Below are 17,278 nucleotides of genomic sequence, written 5' to 3' on the forward strand. Positions count from 1 at the left end.
ATGCCTATTTCAACACCTTCCTCATGTGCCTGATTTCTCATAATTTCCATTTCACGACACATAATCGCCACTCCTCTCTCATCTTCCTTAAAATACCGGACGCGGTCTGCAAGGACCTTGTTATGCATATCCTTTGCGTTTGTGCAGCTGAAATCATGCATTAATCGCCCAAGTTTCGTTTCATTCTTAATCTGGGAATTCACATATATGATATGCGCCTCATCCTTAAACAATTTCCCAGTTTCCTTTACAACCCTATCAATATGATAGATTGGGAGATCTGCTTTCATAACATCATTTTCTGTAATGAAGATTACGAAAGTCTCATTCAGAGCCTCATACAAATCACCTGGTTCGGTGACATTCGCATCAATCAATGCGCTGTTGTATCGGGCCCTCTTCGCGCCAGCACCTTTGTCACTCCGCTGAACCTCTACATTAAATACACGGCCATGACTATCGATAGCAAGAATGTCCAGTCTTACGGACCGGCCCTGTAAATTCTTGATGCCACGCTGACTGTGTACTTCCAGAACGTGGATGCCTTCATCGTTCAGGATGATCCGAAGCAACAGTTCCGCACACTGGATATCTTCAAATACTTTCGTCATGAAGTCATCATCCAATAAGCGGAAACCTCTGAGTCTTTGCAGATCTTCCTGATGTTTCTTTTCAAAATCCATTCATCTTCCTCACTTTCTCTGTGATATTTTATATAAACAGGGAAAGCCCTTCTGTAGGCATCCCCTGATCATATTGATCTCGGGGCAATGCCCACTTATCAACTTTTTGGAATTAATAATGTATAGTATTATCTTACCACACTTGAAACAGCGTCGCAAGATTTCCTTCGATATTTCACCATTACTCTATGCCTTGCATCAACCTATTATAAGTATGGATATGGATCATGGTTCCCAACTGCGATTTTTCGGTGTAGAGGAATTTTAAGCTTCTTTTTATCCCCTCAATTCCTCATTTATATGTAACATTATCAGTATGTCTTTTGTACTGTGTCAAAAGACATCAAAATCCTGACAGCTACAGGTAGATGGAACCCTCATTGAACCAAAATGTGAGGTCAGCCACGGGAACTTCCGTGACTGGCCTCATGTGTTTTATATCTACAAACAAGTGAGTAAATTCTGTGATTGTATAAAGATATACATTTTCCATTTTGGATATTTTTGGGGGACATATCCAAAATGCATTCTACTGATGTTAACCTATTTTGCGGATAACGGTTTTTGGAATTCTTGTAACCCAATCCATTCCATTTTTGTAACCCACTTTGGTTCACAAATTTTGAAATATCCAAAATGGAGCGATTTTAAAAAGTAAGTTTTAATATGTAACGTTTTCAGTGAAATTTTCGCTCAGACGTTCCTGCCTGAAATCATAAAGCGCTTTATCATAATTCCGGTACCGGTATTCCGTTCATTTCAGCATTCGCCAAACCGTTGCCGCCACTATATCATCAAGTTTTTTAAATTGCAAGAGGGTATTTTTAGATAATCAGATGTTTGAGAAATAAAAGGAAAACACTTTACCAGCCTTGTTCGCGATAGATGGGAAAACACAGATTTCAAGTTTTTCTCTCTTATTCGCGATAAAAGGGAAAAACCATTTGCAGGTTTTTCCCTTTCTGTTCGTGATATAAAAGGAATTTTTCACGCTTATTTTATCCCTTGTTCGTGATTAGAGGGAATGTTCGCGAAATAAAAGGAATTAAACAATTTTTCCTACAGCTCGTCCACAGACTCCACGATCTTTCCGTCTCTCCAGATCCTCTCCAGATCATAAAACAGGCGGTCTTCCTTGGAGAATACGTGTACGATCACATCGCCGTAATCCATAAGGACCCATGTGGAGCTCATGCTTCCCTCTTTCTGATGACACTCATAACCGGCTTTGAAAAGCTTTTCTTCTACATTGTCAACTAAAGCCTGTGTCTGGTTTGCATTGGAAGCGCTTGCGAGAACGAAGTAATCCGCGATCACGGAAACGCCCTCAATGTCAATAATTTTTACGTCTTCGCCTTTTTTCTCTTCCAAAGCCTCGACTGCAAGTTTTACCATTTCTTTTGACTGATTCAACTGATTGTTCCTCCTTGTCCTCATGGGTTATTCCGGTCACGGCTGATGCCTCTCCGGCTGTCTCTTTCTTCCTTTCCGAAACGACACGGCGCATATCCTCACACGCCGCCTCTGTCATCGGATTGATCTGGCAGCCCGTACTTTTTAAATATACAAGAATGCTCTCCATAATCTCGAGGCACGCCTCGTCAAGATTGATGAACGCAAGCTTCCGCATAGCCGTAAGATTGGCCGCCTTGGATCGTCTCGGTTCAATGTAATCTGCCACATAGAGGATCTTGTCGAGCAGGCTCATGCCCGGCTTTCCCGTCGTATGGCAGGTGATCGCGCTTAAGATCTCCGGATCATCCACCTCGTATTTATGTTCCGCCATCCATGCCCCGAGTTTTGCGTGAAGCAGGGACGGATCCCTCTCTTCCTCGGCAGTCACCGGAATATTGCGGTCCAGACATTTTTGAAGCATGACCGGGTCCTCAAAACGCTTTGCCGAATCATGCAGGAGTCCCGCAAGATCGGCTTTATCAAGATCGTACCCATATCGCATCGCAAGTGCCTGACAGGTAAATTCCACGCCAAGCGTATGCTCATAGCGGTACGCATCAAGTTTTTTCTTTAAATGTTTTCTGATTTCAGGTACACGACTATCCATAATGAATCTTCTTTCTGAATTCAAGAATGCCCCGGCATTTTTGCTGTGAGATGCGGGTCATCTGTCTCCGCATGTTCTTTTCCCGCGTCTGATGCACCGTCCTGATACCGGAATATCCGGCAGACTATTTTGTCAGATACAGGCCTGTCTCTCTGATATACTCCGCCACAGCCGCCGGCATGTCTTTTGAAAGATCCCTGCCTTCTGCCGCCTTTTTCCGGATATCCGCGGACGCCACGTCGATCTTTGGATTATGAAGGATCCGGATATCCGCGTTGTACTTCTCATTGAAGTAAGCAACCTTATCCTCAAGCGGCACACCACCGTCCTCGTAGGTTCTTCCAGATACCAGAAGCACAGCCTGCGCCATCACCTGTTCCGGATGATACCAGGATTCCAGCTGGTACAGGGAATCTGCCCCTATGATAAAATAGACCTCTATATCCGGATATGCCTCTTTTAAGAGCGCCAGAGTCTGCGCCGTGTAGGTGTTCCCTTCCCGTCCCATCTCAAAATCAGAGACAGTAAAATACGGGATTGATTCCGTGGCAAGCTCCAGCATCCTGATGCGCGCCGCCCCATCCGTGATAAAATGATCTTTTTTGTGCGGCGGAACATGGGACGGCATAAACCAGATCTCATCCAGTCCATACTCCCGATACGCCTGTTCCCCAAGAAGCAGGTGACCGTTGTGGACCGGGTCAAATGTTCCCCCAAGAATACCGATGCGTCTCATCGTATCCCCCCTTTGTCCGCGCACAATCCGGACGTCAAACAGTCCCGGATTGCCGCGATCGTCACACTGTTTACGGAAGAATGATCTTTCTGTCCTTCTCTTCCTTCGCCGGCTTATACAGAACGATCATCTTTCCGATGACCTGTACAACCTCGGAATGAGTGCGCTCTGCAAGGATCTGCGCAAGGTCTTTTCCGTCATCCGCACAGTTCTTCAGTACATGGATCTTAATCAATTCTCTTGCGTTTAACGCTTCCTCGACGGATTTGGTGATCTCCGGTGTGAGGCTGGACTTGCCGATCTGTAAAACGGCATCCATGGTCATTGCAAGTCCCTTTAAATAGGAACGCTGTTTGCTGGTCATAGTAACTCCTTTTCATATATGGAAAAGCATGGTCTCCGGGCATTTATACGGACACCCAGAGAAGCTCCGATGCATTATTTATAGTAGTCAAATACGAGTCCGTACATGCGGACCGTATCGCCTTCCTGAATTCCCGCCTTTTCAAGATCGGCAAGGATTCCGGACTGCTTTAAGAATTTCTGGAAGAAATCAAAGCCCTTCTCAGAATCAAGGTTCGTGTAACCAAGCATCTTCTCGATTCTCGGCCCCTCAACCACATAGATGCCCTCTTCATCCTTCTCAACAGTATAAGGAAGCGAACGGTCACCCACATACTCGATCTCAAATTCTTTCTCAAAGATCTTCGGCGTACGATCTGTCTTCCTGATCACATCATAGAGATAGTAGAGAAGATCATTTACACCTTCGCCGCTGACAGCAGAAATTCCAAATACCGGGATTCCCATCGGCTCGAACTCTTTCTTTAAGTCTGCGAGCGGATCCGCCCCCTCATCATAAACTGCATCCAGCTTATTGGCTGCGATAGCCTGCGGCAGCTTTAAGAGTTCTGGATTATAAGCGGAAAGCTCGTCCATGATCGCATGGACATCCTCGATCGGGTCACGTCCCTCAACGGAAGCTGCGTCTACCACATGAAGCAGGACTTTCGTGCGCTCGATATGGCGAAGAAACTCATGTCCAAGGCCGGCTCCCTCAGACGCACCCTCAATAAGGCCAGGGATATCCGCCATTACAAAGCTATTGCCGTCACCTAAATTAACTACGCCGAGATGCGGGTTCAAAGTCGTGAAATGATAATTCGCGATCTTCGGTCTTGCGTTGGAAACACGGGATAACAGGGTGGATTTTCCGACGTTCGGGAATCCTACGAGTCCTACATCTGCGATCACCTTCAGCTCTAACTGTACCCAGAGCTCCTGTCCCGGCTGTCCCGGCTGGGCATATTTCGGAACCTGCATGGTTGCTGTCGCAAAATGCATATTTCCAAGACCACCTTTACCGCCCTTTAAGATCACTTCCCGGCGGTTTTCGCCGGACATATCTGTAATCACTTTTCCGGTTTCCAGGTCCTTAACGACAGTACCTTCCGGGACCCTGACGATCAGGTCCTTTCCGTCAGCGCCATGGCAGCGGCGTTTTCCGCCCTCTTCGCCATTTTCGGCCGCATACTTCCTTACATGACGGAAATCCACAAGCGTGTTCAGTCCATCATCCACTTCAAAGATGATGTCTCCGCCTCTTCCGCCGTCACCGCCGTCAGGTCCTCCATTCGGAACATACAGTTCACGCCGGAAGCTCACATGCCCGTTTCCGCCGTTTCCTGATCTGATATATACTTTTGCACTGTCTGTAAACATGGAAAACCGTCCTCTCAATAAAATTAAAAAATATAACAGTGCCGCTTCTTATTCTTTTCATGAATCCAAAGTCTCACTGTTACACATAAATCTTAAAAAAGCTCCATACCATCCAGTATGGAGCTCATCGTTATTATTCGTTGATTGCCTGAGGATATACAGAAACCTGCTTTTTGTCTCTGCCCTTTCTCTCAAACTTAACAACACCGTCAACTTTAGCGAATAAAGTATCATCACCGCCGATGCCTACGTTGAGACCCGGGTGAATCTTTGTTCCGCGCTGTCTGTAAAGGATGTTGCCAGCTAATACGAACTGTCCGTCTGCTCTCTTAGCTCCAAGGCGTTTGGACTCAGAATCACGTCCGTTCTTTGTGGAACCAACACCTTTCTTATGAGCAAATAACTGAAGGTTCATCTTAAACATATCGTTACACCTCCCTGAATCGAAATTTGATATATTCTGCTCCATATTCATCCCGGATATTTTCGAGTCCGAGAATCAGGGATTTCATGAGGAGCTGCGACTCAGAACTTATTTTGTCCGGGAAGGAAAAAGAAAAGCTTCCACCATCTTCCCCCACACTTCCTTCGAAGTGATCGTCCGTAAATGTTTCAACGGAGTTTGCCATGTTGAGAGCCAGTGCAGAAACAGCAGCACAAATCACGTCCTGTCCGTATTCTGCATAGCCAGCATGACCATTGATATCGATTCCCTTTACTACTTCGTTCCTGTCACGCAGGATATTTACCTGAATCATAATCTTAATTAAGCATTGATCTTTTCAATCTTAACCTGAGTATAAAGCTGTCTGTGGCCATTTTTCTTATGGTAGCCAGATTTACGCTTATACTTGTAAACGATAACTTTTTTGCCCTTGCCAACTTTCTCTACTGTTGCAGATACTGTTGCACCCTCAACGGTCGGGCATCCGATTGTAAGCTCTCCGTTGTTAACAGCAAGAACCTGATCAAAAGTTACTGCAGAACCAACCTCTGCGTCAATTCTCTCGATCTTGATGCTGTCGCCCTCGGCTACTCTATACTGCTTACCGCCAGTTGCAATAATCGCGTACATATTGCACCTCCTATTATCATTACTCGCCAGTTATGGTGTCTTCCATTATGGAATCCTTGAAAACCTCACTGTGCGGCACACTATAAAACTATAACAAACTGTGCTTGCATTGTCAAGCATTTTTTTCGCAATTTCGATATTTTTCGGTTACAGTTCAGCCATGCGCTGGTTTGAATGAGAAAGTGTGTTGCAAGCTTGCTTGCATAAGCACTTTTTCATCCAAATCAGCATATGGTGGAACCACCAAGCTTCTTGTTTTCATGAATATGAAAACAAGAAGATGTAATGGCTGAACTGTAACATTTTTCGTTATGGCCGAACGGTAACGTTTCCTGCGTCCATTCTCTGGACCTGTTTATCCGGCTCTTCCGTACCCGGCAGTCCTTTTCCTGGACTCACCGTACCTGTTCATGCAGCGGTCTGCGGATCTTCTTTCTCGTGAGTTCCACAAGACCAAGAGGTGTCATATCAACAAGTACGGTCTTCACCGGGTCTGCTGTTACAGCGCGCCGCAGTGCTGCGAGAAGTGTCTTCCGGCTCTCCTCTTCCTTCATATCAATAAAGTCCACAATAATGATCCCGGAGAGATTCCTGAGACGGAGCTGGACAGCGATCTCCCCCGCCGCTTCCAGATTTGTCTTTAGGTATGTCTCTTCGGACGTCTTCTTTGAAATACTCTTAGCCGTATTTACATCAATGACCGTGAGCGCCTCTGTAGGCTCGATCACAAGATTTCCGCCAGATTTTAACCAGACCGTCTTTGAGAGCGCCTGGGACAGGATCGTCTCCAGATGGTAGAGGGCTGTAAGTGGGAAATCATCGGTATAAAGTCTGAGTGATGGCATTCCTGCTGCCATGGAACATACCATCTTTGCAGAATCAACCGCTGTGGAATCCGCTGTTGCTGCAGAGCTTTCTGCTGCCTCAGAATCCGCTGCTGTCCCAAAATTCTCCGCCGCCCTGCTGTCTGTAATCCCTAATGCATCCTGCAGTTCTTTATAAACTTCCGGCAGATCCGTGACAACTTCCAGTCCATCACAGATCTTCAGATCCCGGACCGCACGAACCGCAAAACTCTCCGGCCGATACAGCACACTGTAACAGGTCCGGCTTGCCGCTGCTTTGCAGATCACCAGATACCGTTCATAAAGCGCTGCAAACTCCTCAAACACCTTATCGATCCCAGCCGCCTCTCCGTTCGTCCTGACAACAAGACCGCAGTCTCCGTGTTCTGTCGCCTCCCAGCGCTGTTTCACTGCATCCCGCCATTCCTTATCCCGGATCTTCGCGGAAATTCCAAGGGAACTTTTTCCGGCACTCAGAACCGCCGTCTGACCTGTCAGCGTAAGATTTGAGGTCAGCACCGCGTCCTTCGTCTTCACCGCGGACCGTTCCACCTGCACCAGGATCTCATCCCCTGCTTTTAAAGGTCCATGTTCCGTCTTCCCATCCGCGTAGATCGGACGCGCATTTTCCTTCAGGCTGTAAAACCCGTTGACACCCGGCCGGTACTCCACAAAAGCCGCATTGATGTTCTTTGAAATATTCTTCACTTTTCCGACAAAGATCACGCCGGTCTCTTCCTCCGCCGCCTCCGGCTCAAAGTCGATCTGGGCAGCATGTCCATCTTTAAAAAGCACTGCGGCGGTCTTCCCGCGCAGTGCCGTAATGATCAGTTTATCCAACGTGTTCTCCAATTTCTTCTCCGAAGGATTCCAGAGTCACAAAGTCATGTTCTCCCGCGTCCGCGTAAACTTCCTCACGATTGATGCGGAACGCGAACTGCGGATATTCTTTTCCCAGAGACTTACAGTATGCCTCGAGGACCAGCTCCGGCTTTACGTTCGCAGCACTTCCAGAAGAAAGCTGCAGGAAGAGTCCGTTTCCGTCCGCCCCGCGGTGTGCCTCGTAGATCAGAGGCTTTAAATCCATCTCCTTCTCGCCCTTTTTCGTCTTTTTCACGATATTCAGGTTTCCGTTTTCGATGAAATCAAGAATTCCGTTGTAGAATTCTTCCGGTGTCATGGAAAGTCCGTTCTCGTAATCGTCTCTCAGGACGATGGTATAATCACATGCCGCAACGATGGACATGGCGTTTTCCGCGTCATCCGGCAGTTTCCGGTAGCTCAATACCTCAACGCCTTCCACCATCGTGTCGTTCAGCCGCTTCACCATCTCCGCGGAAGAGTCCGTGGATAACACCTCGATATCCAGATACTCGCCGCATCCGGTAAGTCCCACACCGAGCGGTGCCGCAAAGGACATGATCTGGTGTGGGGAGAAACCTTCAGAATAGCGGATATCCACATCCGCGCGGCGCATGGCCTTCTGGAAATAGCGCATCGTGTCGAGATGTCCGATGAACTTCATGGCTCCCTGCTTGGAAAACTTAATTCTGATCTTCATAACAGACACCTCCTCCAAATCTTCTCACACCACAGCCGGAACAGCGCATTCTGCAGTTCGGGGTGACAGTCTCTTTTGTCGCGTTGATCCACTCTCTCTTTAAGAATTCCTTCGTCACACCTGTGTCGATGAAATCCCACGGGAATATCTCATCGAGGGAGCGTGCTCTCGTCGTATAGAAATCGATGTCCACGCCGCATGTCTCAAAGGCATTCATCCAGATCTCATTGTTAAAGCTCTCAGACCATGCGTCATAGAGCGCGCCCTGTCTGTAGGCCTCCTCAATGACAGCAGCGACCTTCCGGTCTCCACGGGCAAGAACGCCCTCGAGGACCGTCACGTCCGCCTCATGCCAGTTGTATTTTAAGCTCTTGTGGTTCAGCATCTCGTGCATCTTGTGGTTTACAATACGGGCTTTTCCGAGAAACTCCTCTTTTGTACTCATCTGCGCCCACTGGAACGGGGTAAATGGCTTCGGAACGAAGAATGACGTACTCGCAACGACCTGTACCTTTCCATTTCGCTTGTCCTTCGGAATCTCGTAGTACTTCTCCGCGATCTTCTCGGAAAGCAGGGCAATTCCTTCCATATCTTCCACGGTCTCTGTCGGAAGTCCCAGCATGAAATACAGCTTTACACGGTTCCAGCCGCCCTGGAATGCCAGTGCGGAGCCGTTTAAGATATCTTCCTCTGTCAGTCCCTTATTGATCACGTTTCTCAGACGCTGGGAACCCGCCTCCGGCGCGAAGGTCAGGCTGCTCTTCTTGACATCCTGAACCTTGCTCATAACGTCAAGGGAGAAGGCGTCGATACGCAGGGACGGCAGGGACACGTTCACGCCTTTGCCGTGGAAGGTATCGATCAGGAATGTTACAAGTTCTTCCAGACTTCTGTAGTCACTGGAACTTAAGGAACTCAAGGAGATCTCCTCGTGTCCCGTGCTCTTTAACATCTTATAAGCCAGCTCTTTTAAATGCTCTACATTCTTCTCGCGGACCGGACGGTAGATCATTCCCGCCTGACAGAAACGACAGCCGCGGATGCAGCCGCGCATGATCTCGAGAACCACGCGGTCCTGGGTCGCCTTGATAAACGGAACCAACGGTTTCTCCGGGTAGACAGACTCTGTCATTTCCATAACAAGCTGCTTTTCCACCTTCTCCGGCACCCCCGGCGCTGTCGGCAGAAAGCTCCTGATCGTGCCGTCTTCCTCATATGTCACTTCATATAAGGACGGAACATAGATTCCCGGAATTCCCGCTGCCTTTCTCAAGAACTCCTGTCTGGAATCCCCGTTCTTTCTGGACTCTTTGTAGATATCAAGAAGCTTCCGGTAGGAGACTTCTCCCTCTCCGATATAGAACATATCAAAGAACACCGCAATCGGCTCCGGGTTGTAGGAACACGGACCGCCACCGATAACGACCGGATCATCCCAAGTTCTGTCCTCTGCGTGAAGCGGAATGCCGGAAAGCTCCAGCACCTGTAAAATATTCGTGTAGCACATCTCGTACTGAAGCGTGATTCCAAGGAAATCAAATTCCTTCACCGGGTCCTGGGACTCAAGGGCAAATAATGGGATATGTTTCTCCCTCATGATCTTATCAAGATCCGTCCACGGGGAGTATACACGCTCACAGTATACGTCCTCGTACTTGTTAAACATATCATAAAGGATCTGGATTCCCAGATGGGACATACCGATGTCATACACGTCCGGGAAACACATACAGAATCTGATTGTCTCCGGGGTGAGGACTTTTGTGACGGAGTTTACTTCGCCTCCGATATAGCGGGCGGGCTGCTGAATACTCAAAAGAGTTTCGTCATCTAACGCTAATTTCTTCATATCGTTCTTATTTTTCACCTGACTTTTCTATTCTTTTTTGTCCTTTTTATGTGGCAAAGTCCGTCATACGAGGACACGTTGATGTTCGATTTTTTATGCTCTCTGACATGTTACAACAAAATTGAAATTGTGCCTGTTTTCCGCACGATTTTGCCGTATTTGGATGAAATGTTTATTTTTCACACATCCTGGACTGCATCATTATACGGTATTTCCCCGTTTTGTGCAAGGGACTCTTTGGCTGTGACACTCGCGTATGCACCGGTCCAACACGTTTATATATGCCCCAGGATCTAGAATCTCCCTCTGTTTTCCCGGCATCGGGCATTGTACCGTATAGGGAAAAACCGATTCCAACATCTGTTCGTATGGCGACAACAGTTCATATACCGGTTGCTCCGAGACAACGTACATCTGCATGGTAAATTCTGCCTTTGCGTGCCCAAGCACGGTTGCCAGTTCTCTGATGTTGACATCGTGTTTAGCCATGAGGGTTGCATAGGTATGTCTCAGATCGTGCCAGTGAAAATCTTCCGGCATGTCAAGCTCCTGTTTCAGTTTTTTGAACGGCTTTGCGTAACCGTATCGGGTGTAAGGGCGTCCGTTTTCCTGATGCCATACCGCAACATCATCCGTATTGAGGTGCATGGATGTTTCGGTTTGTTCCCAACGTATTCTGCTTGCCAGGATTTCGTCCAGGACAAAGTCCGGTACCGGGATGGTACGCACTCCGTTTATGGATTTTGTCGGAATCCGGCACGATGCGATTTCCCCTTTCTTTAAAGCGGATGCGTCAACGGGGCGTCCAAGCTGCGCTTTCAGATAGATTACTTTCTTTTGATAATCCACGTCACGGTAACGGATGGCAAGTAACTCGCTGATCCGGCATCCCGTCACACATGCAAGCAGTAAGGCGATAAATAAGGACGGATACTTTGCCTTGGCAACCGCCAGCATCTGTCCTGTCTGCTCGGCCGTCAGGGCGTAATGGCGTTTTGTCCAGTCAATACGATCTGTATCAGGTTCTTCCCTTGCGCGCTTGTCCGCTTCCTGTTTCTTTCTGTGTTTCTCCTGTTTGCGGATACAATCCGTTGCCAGTTTCGCCACATTTCTGTTTAACAGATGCATTTTCACGGCAAACCGGAAGGACGTCTCCAGAATGCTCTGTACAATTTTGGCAATGGAAGGCGATTTTGGGTTAATCAAGGTCACGATGGTTTCGGTTGTAACCGCATCCAGATATAGGTTCCCAATCTTCGGAATAATGTGACACCGAATAGCACTCTGGTAGGAGCTGAATGTCTGATAAGAAATCGGCCTTACTTTACGCTTTGCCATATGTTCCTTTAACCAGTAGTCCAGAAACAGTCCGGTTTTGACGCGGAATGGCAGATATGTATGCTCCGTTAATTCAGTCAGAAGCTCCGATCGTTTTTTAACTGCACTTTTGAGGTCTGAATATCCTCCATATTCCCGTCTCTGCGTGGTACCGTCCAAAAAAGTCAGTTCCAGCCTTATGGTATATTTTCCATGCGCTCGCGTGGGCGTATTACGCATGTTCCAACCGACCACCGATCCATGTGCCAACATTTCCGCAATGGTTTCAGTACGTTTTGCCATGTCACATACCTCCCGCCTTGGATGTAAACAGGAAAGGGTCTTGGTGCGCTTCCGAAACATGACGGATTTTTGACAGGGACTCCACGTGTGTCATGTACACGTCGATTGTGGTATTGGTACTGGAATGTCCGAGATATCGGGAAACTGCCTTTAACACAGCTTCTTTATCTGGATTTCCCTCCGCCCCATATTCATACATCAGGGTTGCGGTAATGTGACGCAGATCATGCGGACTGACGTTCGGAATGCCGGCAGATGCACAGATGCGTTTTAAAGCGAATCCGACTGTATTTTCATCCTTAAGTCTTCCGAAATCCGCGATGGAAACATATCCGTCGTACTGCATTTCCCAGGGCTTGCCCTGTGACAACCTTTTAGCCTTTAAATCATCCAGATAATCCTTGCGTTCCTTCACAAGCGTAAAAATATATCCGGGGATTTTCAGGATACGGTCGCTGGTCTCGTTTTTGGTGGTTTTGATCTTTGGATCCGTATTCCGGACGGAAAACGAACCATCCGGCTTCATGCTGAGCGTGCATTGTCTGGCTGCCTGTCTGCGGATATGTAAAGTCCCATTATTTTCATCAAAGTCCGCAAACCGGAGTCCGCGCACTTCTCCGCCTCTCAATCCCAAAAGCAACAGGCAGACTTCCAGAAAATGTACGGTATACCGGGCTTCTTCCAATAGTTTTCTCACATCTTCCATCGTATAAGACGGGAATTCCTTGACCGGTCTTTTGAACAGGTACGGCTGGACATGCTGCATGGGATTAATACGGATTCGGTCTAGTACCATGACATGGGAGAAAAAGTTTTTCAGAAGCTTGTAAACCAATGGCTGCGAGGAAACGCAGATACCGTTTGCGCGAGCAATGATTTCTTCAATGTCTTTCCAGGTGATCTGCTCCAGTGTTTTTTCGCCCGTCTGTCCAAGATTTGGAAGCAAATAATGAAACAGTGTGTAGGCCATCAGAACCGCATAAGCGTCTGCTGAATCAGATGGAAAAGTATCATGATACCAATTTTGTAATTCCTCTGCGAATGAAAGAGTTCTTTTTACCTGTTTTCGCAGTTCCTTCATTTCGGCGGCGAACTCATTCAGGGCATTAACGCTGTTTCGCAAGGCGTCTTCCATCTGATCATACCCCTCCGGATGTACCCGGTATGCAATTTCATGGTTGTCGTTTAAATATTTCTCACGAAAATACCATTTACCGTCTGTCTCATTCATAAAAATAGGTGCCTGCGTGGCAGCAGGCTGTGTATGTTCTTTTTGTTTTGTCATGTGGTCTCCTTTTTGTAAGATTCCACAATCAGCCACTTCAAGGATAACACGAACTGACCGTTTGTGAAATCCCCATTTTGGTTATTTTTCCGTCTTTTTTCCATAAAACCAGTTATCGAAACTTTCTTTCGGAATGCGGTACATGGTGCCGATTTTATGGACTAAGAACGGGCCGTGGTCGCGATATACCTGAGCCAGGAAATTGTAGACTGCGGAACGCTTGACGCCAAGCATCGTCTGGATATCTTCCGGTGTGTAGGCAATGCGTTCGGTGTCTGACGGATATGTCTGATCCGGTCCACCATTTGCCGATGTCGTTTTTACCATAATTTCTCCTTTCGTTTATTTTTTTGATTGCGAAGAAATTATGGTCTAAAAATCCATATTAATGGTTGAAAGAAAAAAATCACGTAATGTATGCATCTGGAAACAAAAAAACGGTGTTCTTTCTCCAAAAACAATATACAGAACCGAACAAATGTGCTATGATATGGGCAGTACCTTGTAGATTAACGTGCTAAGGCATGTTACTTTACCTGAAAGAGCACACGATAAGAAGGAGAATAAAAAAAGATATGAACAGACAGGATTTAATTGCAGCAATTGCAGAAAAAACAGGAGTGACCAAAAAAGATACAGATGCAGTTGTAAAAGCATTTACGGAAATTGTGATGGACGACGTGGCAGCAGGAAATAAAGTTCAGCTGATCGGTTTTGGAACATTTGAGTCCGTGGAAAGAGCAGCTCGCGAGGGACGGAATCCGAGAACCAATGAGACAATGACCATTGCTGCATCCAGAAGCCCGAAATTCAAACCGGCAGCTCCGTTCAAACAGAAACTGAACTGATGTTCGCGAACTGCGTAAAACTGACCAATACTGTTGGAATTAACAGTTGGGATATCTCAAAAGTAACTAGATTTACAAGCATGTTCAGCGACTGTCCTTCCCACCCGGAGTTTACCAAACGGTCTGGTACCTGGTATAGCGGTACATTTAAACCAACAATCTAATTTTATCTTTACCTTAATCCAAAGCGCAGACTTCGTGCCTGCGCTTTCCTTCTATCTGTTCTCCCATCCTTTTTCACAGGAGTTATATTTTTCGGAACATTTATGCCGCCTGGGAAAGAAAATAAATATGCAATATAGTTCTAAAGAACAATATATAGATTTGTAGATTCTGTATTGCATTTTGCCCAACAGATATAATACCTTTAGACCAAATTTTTGTGCTAAAGGAGATATTCAATGGATTTAAAAGCAGTGGGATTGCGCATTAAGACCGCAAGGGAAGCAAAGGGTTTGACACAGGAAAATCTGGCTGCTCTTGTCGATCTCAGCTCAACGCACATCAGCGTCATTGAACGCGGTATGAAAACTGTAAGATTAGATACGTTTGTTGCCATCGCAAATGCTTTGGATGTTTCTGCAGATACTCTTCTAGTTGATGTTGTAACACATTCCGTGAATGGACTGGCGAATGGTCTGCCGGAAGCAATCCGTACTCTTCCACCGGATGAACAGAAAAGATTGATGAAAGCCCTCAAGGCTTATCTCGAATAGGAGGATCCCTATGATCCTCTATTTTTTTGTCGTTTTTTGTCGAATCCAGTCGAACGAAAAGCGTTTCTTTCCAATCCTTTATATGCTATATTTGTTCTAAAGAACAATATATAAATCTTTGGAGATGATACTTTATGGAACAGAATGAAACTTTGGAAAATGATGATGTGTTGGAATTTGATTATACCGGTACGGATCAGGCCGGTAATTTAGCGACCATGGCAGAAACGCTTTCACAGGACGAAGCTGCGGCAGCCATGGAGGCGATCGAAAGCGTTAGACGTAAACACGCTGACGATGCGGTACGGGATTTCCGGGCATGGTTTGACACTGCTCTTCTGCCGATCCTGAAGGGATTTGCAGAACTGACCGGTGCCAAATTAACTATCCGTCAGGATCACTTTCACGATATTACCGCGGTCTTTACCGGTCGGTGCGGGTTTGATATCACGGCCACCCAGAAACGGATGCGGATGGTCATGGCTGTGGCGGATCATATCAGCGTTAACAGGTGGCCCGGCAGCGATGAAGTGGAATTTTCTCTGCTCTTTGGATTCCCGGAAAATGAAGAATGAATGTCTGGATAGAGTTGGTGTGATTTTTTACACCGGCTCTATTTTTTATGGTAGAATAATAGATAATTCGGAAGATTTCAGTGAGGTGTATCATGCTTTTGTGGTCAATACAGCATAAACGTGCATATGAAAAAATGGAACAAACCGGAGTGCTCAGGGCAGACAAAAATTTCATTGCGACGGATTGGTTTGAAAATTCTTATCTGTGGATGGCAGAGCAAATGGAAAAGCGTATAGGTGAACCACCAGAAAGCGTTATATTCCCCGTGTGGGCCTGGTACCAATGGGAAGGCATGCGGAAACGACCGGATATGCGTGTGCATGGACGTAATTGGGGAGAAAAAGGTACACCTGTTGTCTTACTGACGATTGAGGTCCCGGACAACCTAGTTTTACTTTCTGATTTTGATTACTGGCACTGTGTCCTAAACGATGGCGAAATTATTTTTCCTATTGACGATTCAGCGGTATATTCTGAAGAAGAAAAACGGAAAAGCTGGGAAAATATTTTTGATATCAGCTGTTCTTTTGAAGGTGAAGTACATCCACATCTTAGCACCCAGGCAACCATGTGGGAAATAAAAAGAGAATGGGTGAAAAAAGCTGAATATTTTGTAGCACGATAAATTGGAATTTTTCTTTTTTATTCGTCCAAAGCGTCACAAAGCTTGTCCATAATTTCAGAAAGAGCAGTTGGAATTCCTTCTTCCCAGATTGGACTTTCTAAAACTTCTCCATCTAAAGCCAGTTTTCTTTCCCAAGCCCATATATCAAGACCAAAAACTATTTGCTATGTCGGTCAACACATCCGATTCATAACCGGTTTCAACATCAACAAAATACCCGATAAAGTATTGCTCCACCTCTGAATCGCCTTTGAGCGCAGCTAAATGGTTAAAAGCCGCTTCACGCAGTTTGCTCCAGCGGTCGGACGAGTCAGCACACTTCATAGCCACCTCTTTCAATTGAGGATCACAGTGGCATCTAAGATAGATCAGTGCGGCCCGAAGCTGAGGACTGTACTTGAGTGGGTTTTCCAACCACAAAGATAAATCGTCATCGGTAACCTTGCCAATGTCCGCTACGGTCGTAATGCCAAACTCATACCATGTTGGATAATTGCGCCCTGCGTCAATGAATTCCTGGGGGAGTTTTGAGTCGCGGATTAGGTTTCCCGAGTAAGGGGCTGGGCGCGTGTCGATAGTTTGCTGCCAAGGCTTTGCAGGGAGTATCTTGGCGGGTAACTGAGATATGGAAACGGTAAAGGGACCAAAATACGCGCGGTCCGGGACAGGCGTAGAGCTGGACCTTGCCTGTGCATAGAAGTAGCCGCCAAACGGAAAAATCGTGATACAGGGAAGTTGCCGCCCAAGTCGCGCGGCGGCACAAGCCTTGTGGTGGCCGTCCAACAAAACAGAAATGCCTTCAGCACAGTAAAATGCAATCGCCCTGGGGAATGTGTCTGTTGTGTCAAAGCGCTGCGTGTAATAATCCACACGCTCTTGAGTGAAGTCGTCTCTCATGACTGAAGTCACGAGCTTCCGGTATCCAGTTGGATCCCGTTCCTGAAAGCTCTGCCATGAAAGTGTCCCGATAGCCGGATTTCCCGTCCGGTTGAAGTCTTTAGGACTCCCGGGCTGCCCTTCCTCCATACAGGCTGAACTCAGCTGTCTTCCGGCACTATGCCGCAAGTGCCGCATT

Annotated in this window: 20 protein-coding genes; 4 read left to right on the forward strand and 16 right to left on the reverse strand. The window is 46.7% G+C overall.

The genetic code is table 11. The annotated features are described in order from the left end of the window. The 15 genes from GPK83_RS14510 to GPK83_RS14580 all read right to left on the reverse strand — a co-directional run. The coding region (locus GPK83_RS14510) for a PD-(D/E)XK nuclease family transposase (protein ID WP_215705114.1) at positions 1–683 on the reverse strand (683 nt) is incomplete at its 3' end. A gap of 1,059 nt (positions 684–1,742) precedes the next feature. Further along, on the reverse strand, positions 1,743–2,096 hold the full coding sequence (rsfS, locus tag GPK83_RS14515) for a ribosome silencing factor (protein ID WP_117484561.1): 354 nt from the start codon (positions 2,094–2,096) through the stop codon (positions 1,743–1,745). Beyond that, positions 2,017–2,745, reverse strand: a complete 729-nt coding sequence (gene yqeK / locus GPK83_RS14520) for a bis(5'-nucleosyl)-tetraphosphatase (symmetrical) YqeK (RefSeq protein WP_215705115.1) — start codon at positions 2,743–2,745, stop codon at positions 2,017–2,019. Before yqeK ends, rsfS begins: the two co-directional genes overlap by 80 nt. Positions 2,746–2,869: 124 nt before the next feature. Then, positions 2,870–3,481 (reverse strand): nicotinate-nucleotide adenylyltransferase, encoded by a 612-nt coding sequence (gene nadD / locus GPK83_RS14525; RefSeq protein WP_117553024.1) that lies wholly within the window; start codon positions 3,479–3,481, stop codon positions 2,870–2,872. A gap of 70 nt (positions 3,482–3,551) precedes the next feature. Beyond that, on the reverse strand, positions 3,552–3,845 hold the full coding sequence (gene yhbY, locus GPK83_RS14530; RefSeq protein WP_021905028.1) for a ribosome assembly RNA-binding protein YhbY: 294 nt from the start codon (positions 3,843–3,845) through the stop codon (positions 3,552–3,554). A 74-nt stretch (positions 3,846–3,919) separates the two neighbouring features. After that, positions 3,920–5,203: a GTPase ObgE gene (gene obgE / locus GPK83_RS14535; protein ID WP_015554474.1), complete on the reverse strand. Its 1,284-nt coding sequence runs from the start codon at positions 5,201–5,203 to the stop codon at positions 3,920–3,922. A 133-nt stretch (positions 5,204–5,336) separates the two neighbouring features. Then, entirely contained in the window at positions 5,337–5,627 is a 291-nt protein-coding gene (gene rpmA, locus GPK83_RS14540) for a 50S ribosomal protein L27 (RefSeq protein WP_015554473.1), read from the reverse strand. Positions 5,628–5,631: 4 nt separating this feature from the next. Further along, positions 5,632–5,961: a ribosomal-processing cysteine protease Prp gene (locus GPK83_RS14545; RefSeq protein ID WP_215705116.1), complete on the reverse strand. Its 330-nt coding sequence runs from the start codon at positions 5,959–5,961 to the stop codon at positions 5,632–5,634. Positions 5,962–5,969: 8 nt separating this feature from the next. Continuing rightward, positions 5,970–6,278, reverse strand: coding sequence for a 50S ribosomal protein L21 (gene rplU / locus GPK83_RS14550; protein ID WP_021905027.1), 309 nt, complete (start codon positions 6,276–6,278; stop codon positions 5,970–5,972). A 395-nt stretch (positions 6,279–6,673) separates the two neighbouring features. Next, positions 6,674–7,963, reverse strand: a complete 1,290-nt coding sequence (locus GPK83_RS14555; protein ID WP_215705117.1) for a ribonuclease E/G — start codon at positions 7,961–7,963, stop codon at positions 6,674–6,676. Next, on the reverse strand, positions 7,956–8,684 hold the full coding sequence (locus GPK83_RS14560; RefSeq protein ID WP_117552292.1) for a TIGR03936 family radical SAM-associated protein: 729 nt from the start codon (positions 8,682–8,684) through the stop codon (positions 7,956–7,958). Before GPK83_RS14560 ends, GPK83_RS14555 begins: the two co-directional genes overlap by 8 nt. Further along, positions 8,668–10,533, reverse strand: a complete 1,866-nt coding sequence (locus GPK83_RS14565) for a TIGR03960 family B12-binding radical SAM protein (protein WP_215705118.1) — start codon at positions 10,531–10,533, stop codon at positions 8,668–8,670. Before GPK83_RS14565 ends, GPK83_RS14560 begins: the two co-directional genes overlap by 17 nt. A 201-nt stretch (positions 10,534–10,734) precedes the next feature. Then, positions 10,735–12,153 (reverse strand): site-specific integrase, encoded by a 1,419-nt coding sequence (locus GPK83_RS14570; protein ID WP_215705119.1) that lies wholly within the window; start codon positions 12,151–12,153, stop codon positions 10,735–10,737. Between the two features lies 1 nt (position 12,154). Further along, positions 12,155–13,438, reverse strand: coding sequence for a site-specific integrase (locus GPK83_RS14575; RefSeq protein ID WP_118534186.1), 1,284 nt, complete (start codon positions 13,436–13,438; stop codon positions 12,155–12,157). Positions 13,439–13,519: 81 nt separating this feature from the next. Then, positions 13,520–13,765 (reverse strand): helix-turn-helix domain-containing protein, encoded by a 246-nt coding sequence (locus GPK83_RS14580; RefSeq protein WP_215630770.1) that lies wholly within the window; start codon positions 13,763–13,765, stop codon positions 13,520–13,522. A gap of 248 nt (positions 13,766–14,013) precedes the next feature. On the opposite strand from GPK83_RS14580, the gene GPK83_RS14585 reads away from it, so the two are divergent. From GPK83_RS14585 to GPK83_RS14605, 4 genes are all read left to right on the forward strand, one after another. Continuing rightward, a complete protein-coding gene (locus GPK83_RS14585) occupies positions 14,014–14,286 on the forward strand; it encodes an HU family DNA-binding protein (protein ID WP_118534184.1) in 273 nt (90 codons plus the stop codon). 401 nt (positions 14,287–14,687) lie between these two features. After that, on the forward strand, positions 14,688–15,002 hold the full coding sequence (locus GPK83_RS14595) for a helix-turn-helix domain-containing protein (RefSeq protein ID WP_118534182.1): 315 nt from the start codon (positions 14,688–14,690) through the stop codon (positions 15,000–15,002). 134 nt (positions 15,003–15,136) lie between these two features. After that, positions 15,137–15,577 carry a hypothetical protein gene (locus tag GPK83_RS14600; RefSeq protein WP_215705120.1) on the forward strand — a complete coding sequence of 147 codons (441 nt, stop codon included), beginning with the start codon at positions 15,137–15,139 and terminating at the stop codon, positions 15,575–15,577. Between the two features lie 92 nt (positions 15,578–15,669). Further along, positions 15,670–16,203, forward strand: a complete 534-nt coding sequence (locus GPK83_RS14605) for a DUF3841 domain-containing protein (RefSeq protein WP_215705121.1) — start codon at positions 15,670–15,672, stop codon at positions 16,201–16,203. A 144-nt stretch (positions 16,204–16,347) separates the two neighbouring features. Here GPK83_RS14605 and GPK83_RS14610 read toward each other — a convergent pair. Beyond that, a partial coding sequence (locus GPK83_RS14610; protein WP_215705122.1) for a hypothetical protein occupies positions 16,348–17,278 on the reverse strand: 931 nt, incomplete at its 5' end.

This window comes from Clostridium sp. MCC328 (assembly GCF_018785465.1).
GTDB lineage: Bacteria > Bacillota > Clostridia > Lachnospirales > Lachnospiraceae > Pilosibacter > Pilosibacter fragilis.

Coding starts and splice junctions, on each gene's coding strand:
- yqeK (WP_215705115.1), bottom strand. CDS start 2,745: ATGGATAGTCGTGTACCTGAAATCAGAAAACATTTAAAGAAAAAACTT.
- nadD (WP_117553024.1), bottom strand. CDS start 3,481: ATGAGACGCATCGGTATTCTTGGGGGAACATTTGACCCGGTCCACAAC.
- yhbY (WP_021905028.1), bottom strand. CDS start 3,845: ATGACCAGCAAACAGCGTTCCTATTTAAAGGGACTTGCAATGACCATG.
- obgE (WP_015554474.1), bottom strand. CDS start 5,203: ATGTTTACAGACAGTGCAAAAGTATATATCAGATCAGGAAACGGCGGA.
- rpmA (WP_015554473.1), bottom strand. CDS start 5,627: ATGTTTAAGATGAACCTTCAGTTATTTGCTCATAAGAAAGGTGTTGGT.
- GPK83_RS14545 (WP_215705116.1), bottom strand. CDS start 5,961: ATGATTCAGGTAAATATCCTGCGTGACAGGAACGAAGTAGTAAAGGGA.
- rplU (WP_021905027.1), bottom strand. CDS start 6,278: ATGTACGCGATTATTGCAACTGGCGGTAAGCAGTATAGAGTAGCCGAG.
- GPK83_RS14560 (WP_117552292.1), bottom strand. CDS start 8,684: ATGAAGATCAGAATTAAGTTTTCCAAGCAGGGAGCCATGAAGTTCATC.
- GPK83_RS14565 (WP_215705118.1), bottom strand. CDS start 10,533: ATGAAGAAATTAGCGTTAGATGACGAAACTCTTTTGAGTATTCAGCAG.
- GPK83_RS14570 (WP_215705119.1), bottom strand. CDS start 12,153: ATGGCAAAACGTACTGAAACCATTGCGGAAATGTTGGCACATGGATCG.
- GPK83_RS14575 (WP_118534186.1), bottom strand. CDS start 13,438: ATGACAAAACAAAAAGAACATACACAGCCTGCTGCCACGCAGGCACCT.
- GPK83_RS14580 (WP_215630770.1), bottom strand. CDS start 13,765: ATGGTAAAAACGACATCGGCAAATGGTGGACCGGATCAGACATATCCG.
- GPK83_RS14585 (WP_118534184.1), top strand. CDS start 14,014: ATGAACAGACAGGATTTAATTGCAGCAATTGCAGAAAAAACAGGAGTG.
- GPK83_RS14595 (WP_118534182.1), top strand. CDS start 14,688: ATGGATTTAAAAGCAGTGGGATTGCGCATTAAGACCGCAAGGGAAGCA.
- GPK83_RS14600 (WP_215705120.1), top strand. CDS start 15,137: ATGGAACAGAATGAAACTTTGGAAAATGATGATGTGTTGGAATTTGAT.
- GPK83_RS14605 (WP_215705121.1), top strand. CDS start 15,670: ATGCTTTTGTGGTCAATACAGCATAAACGTGCATATGAAAAAATGGAA.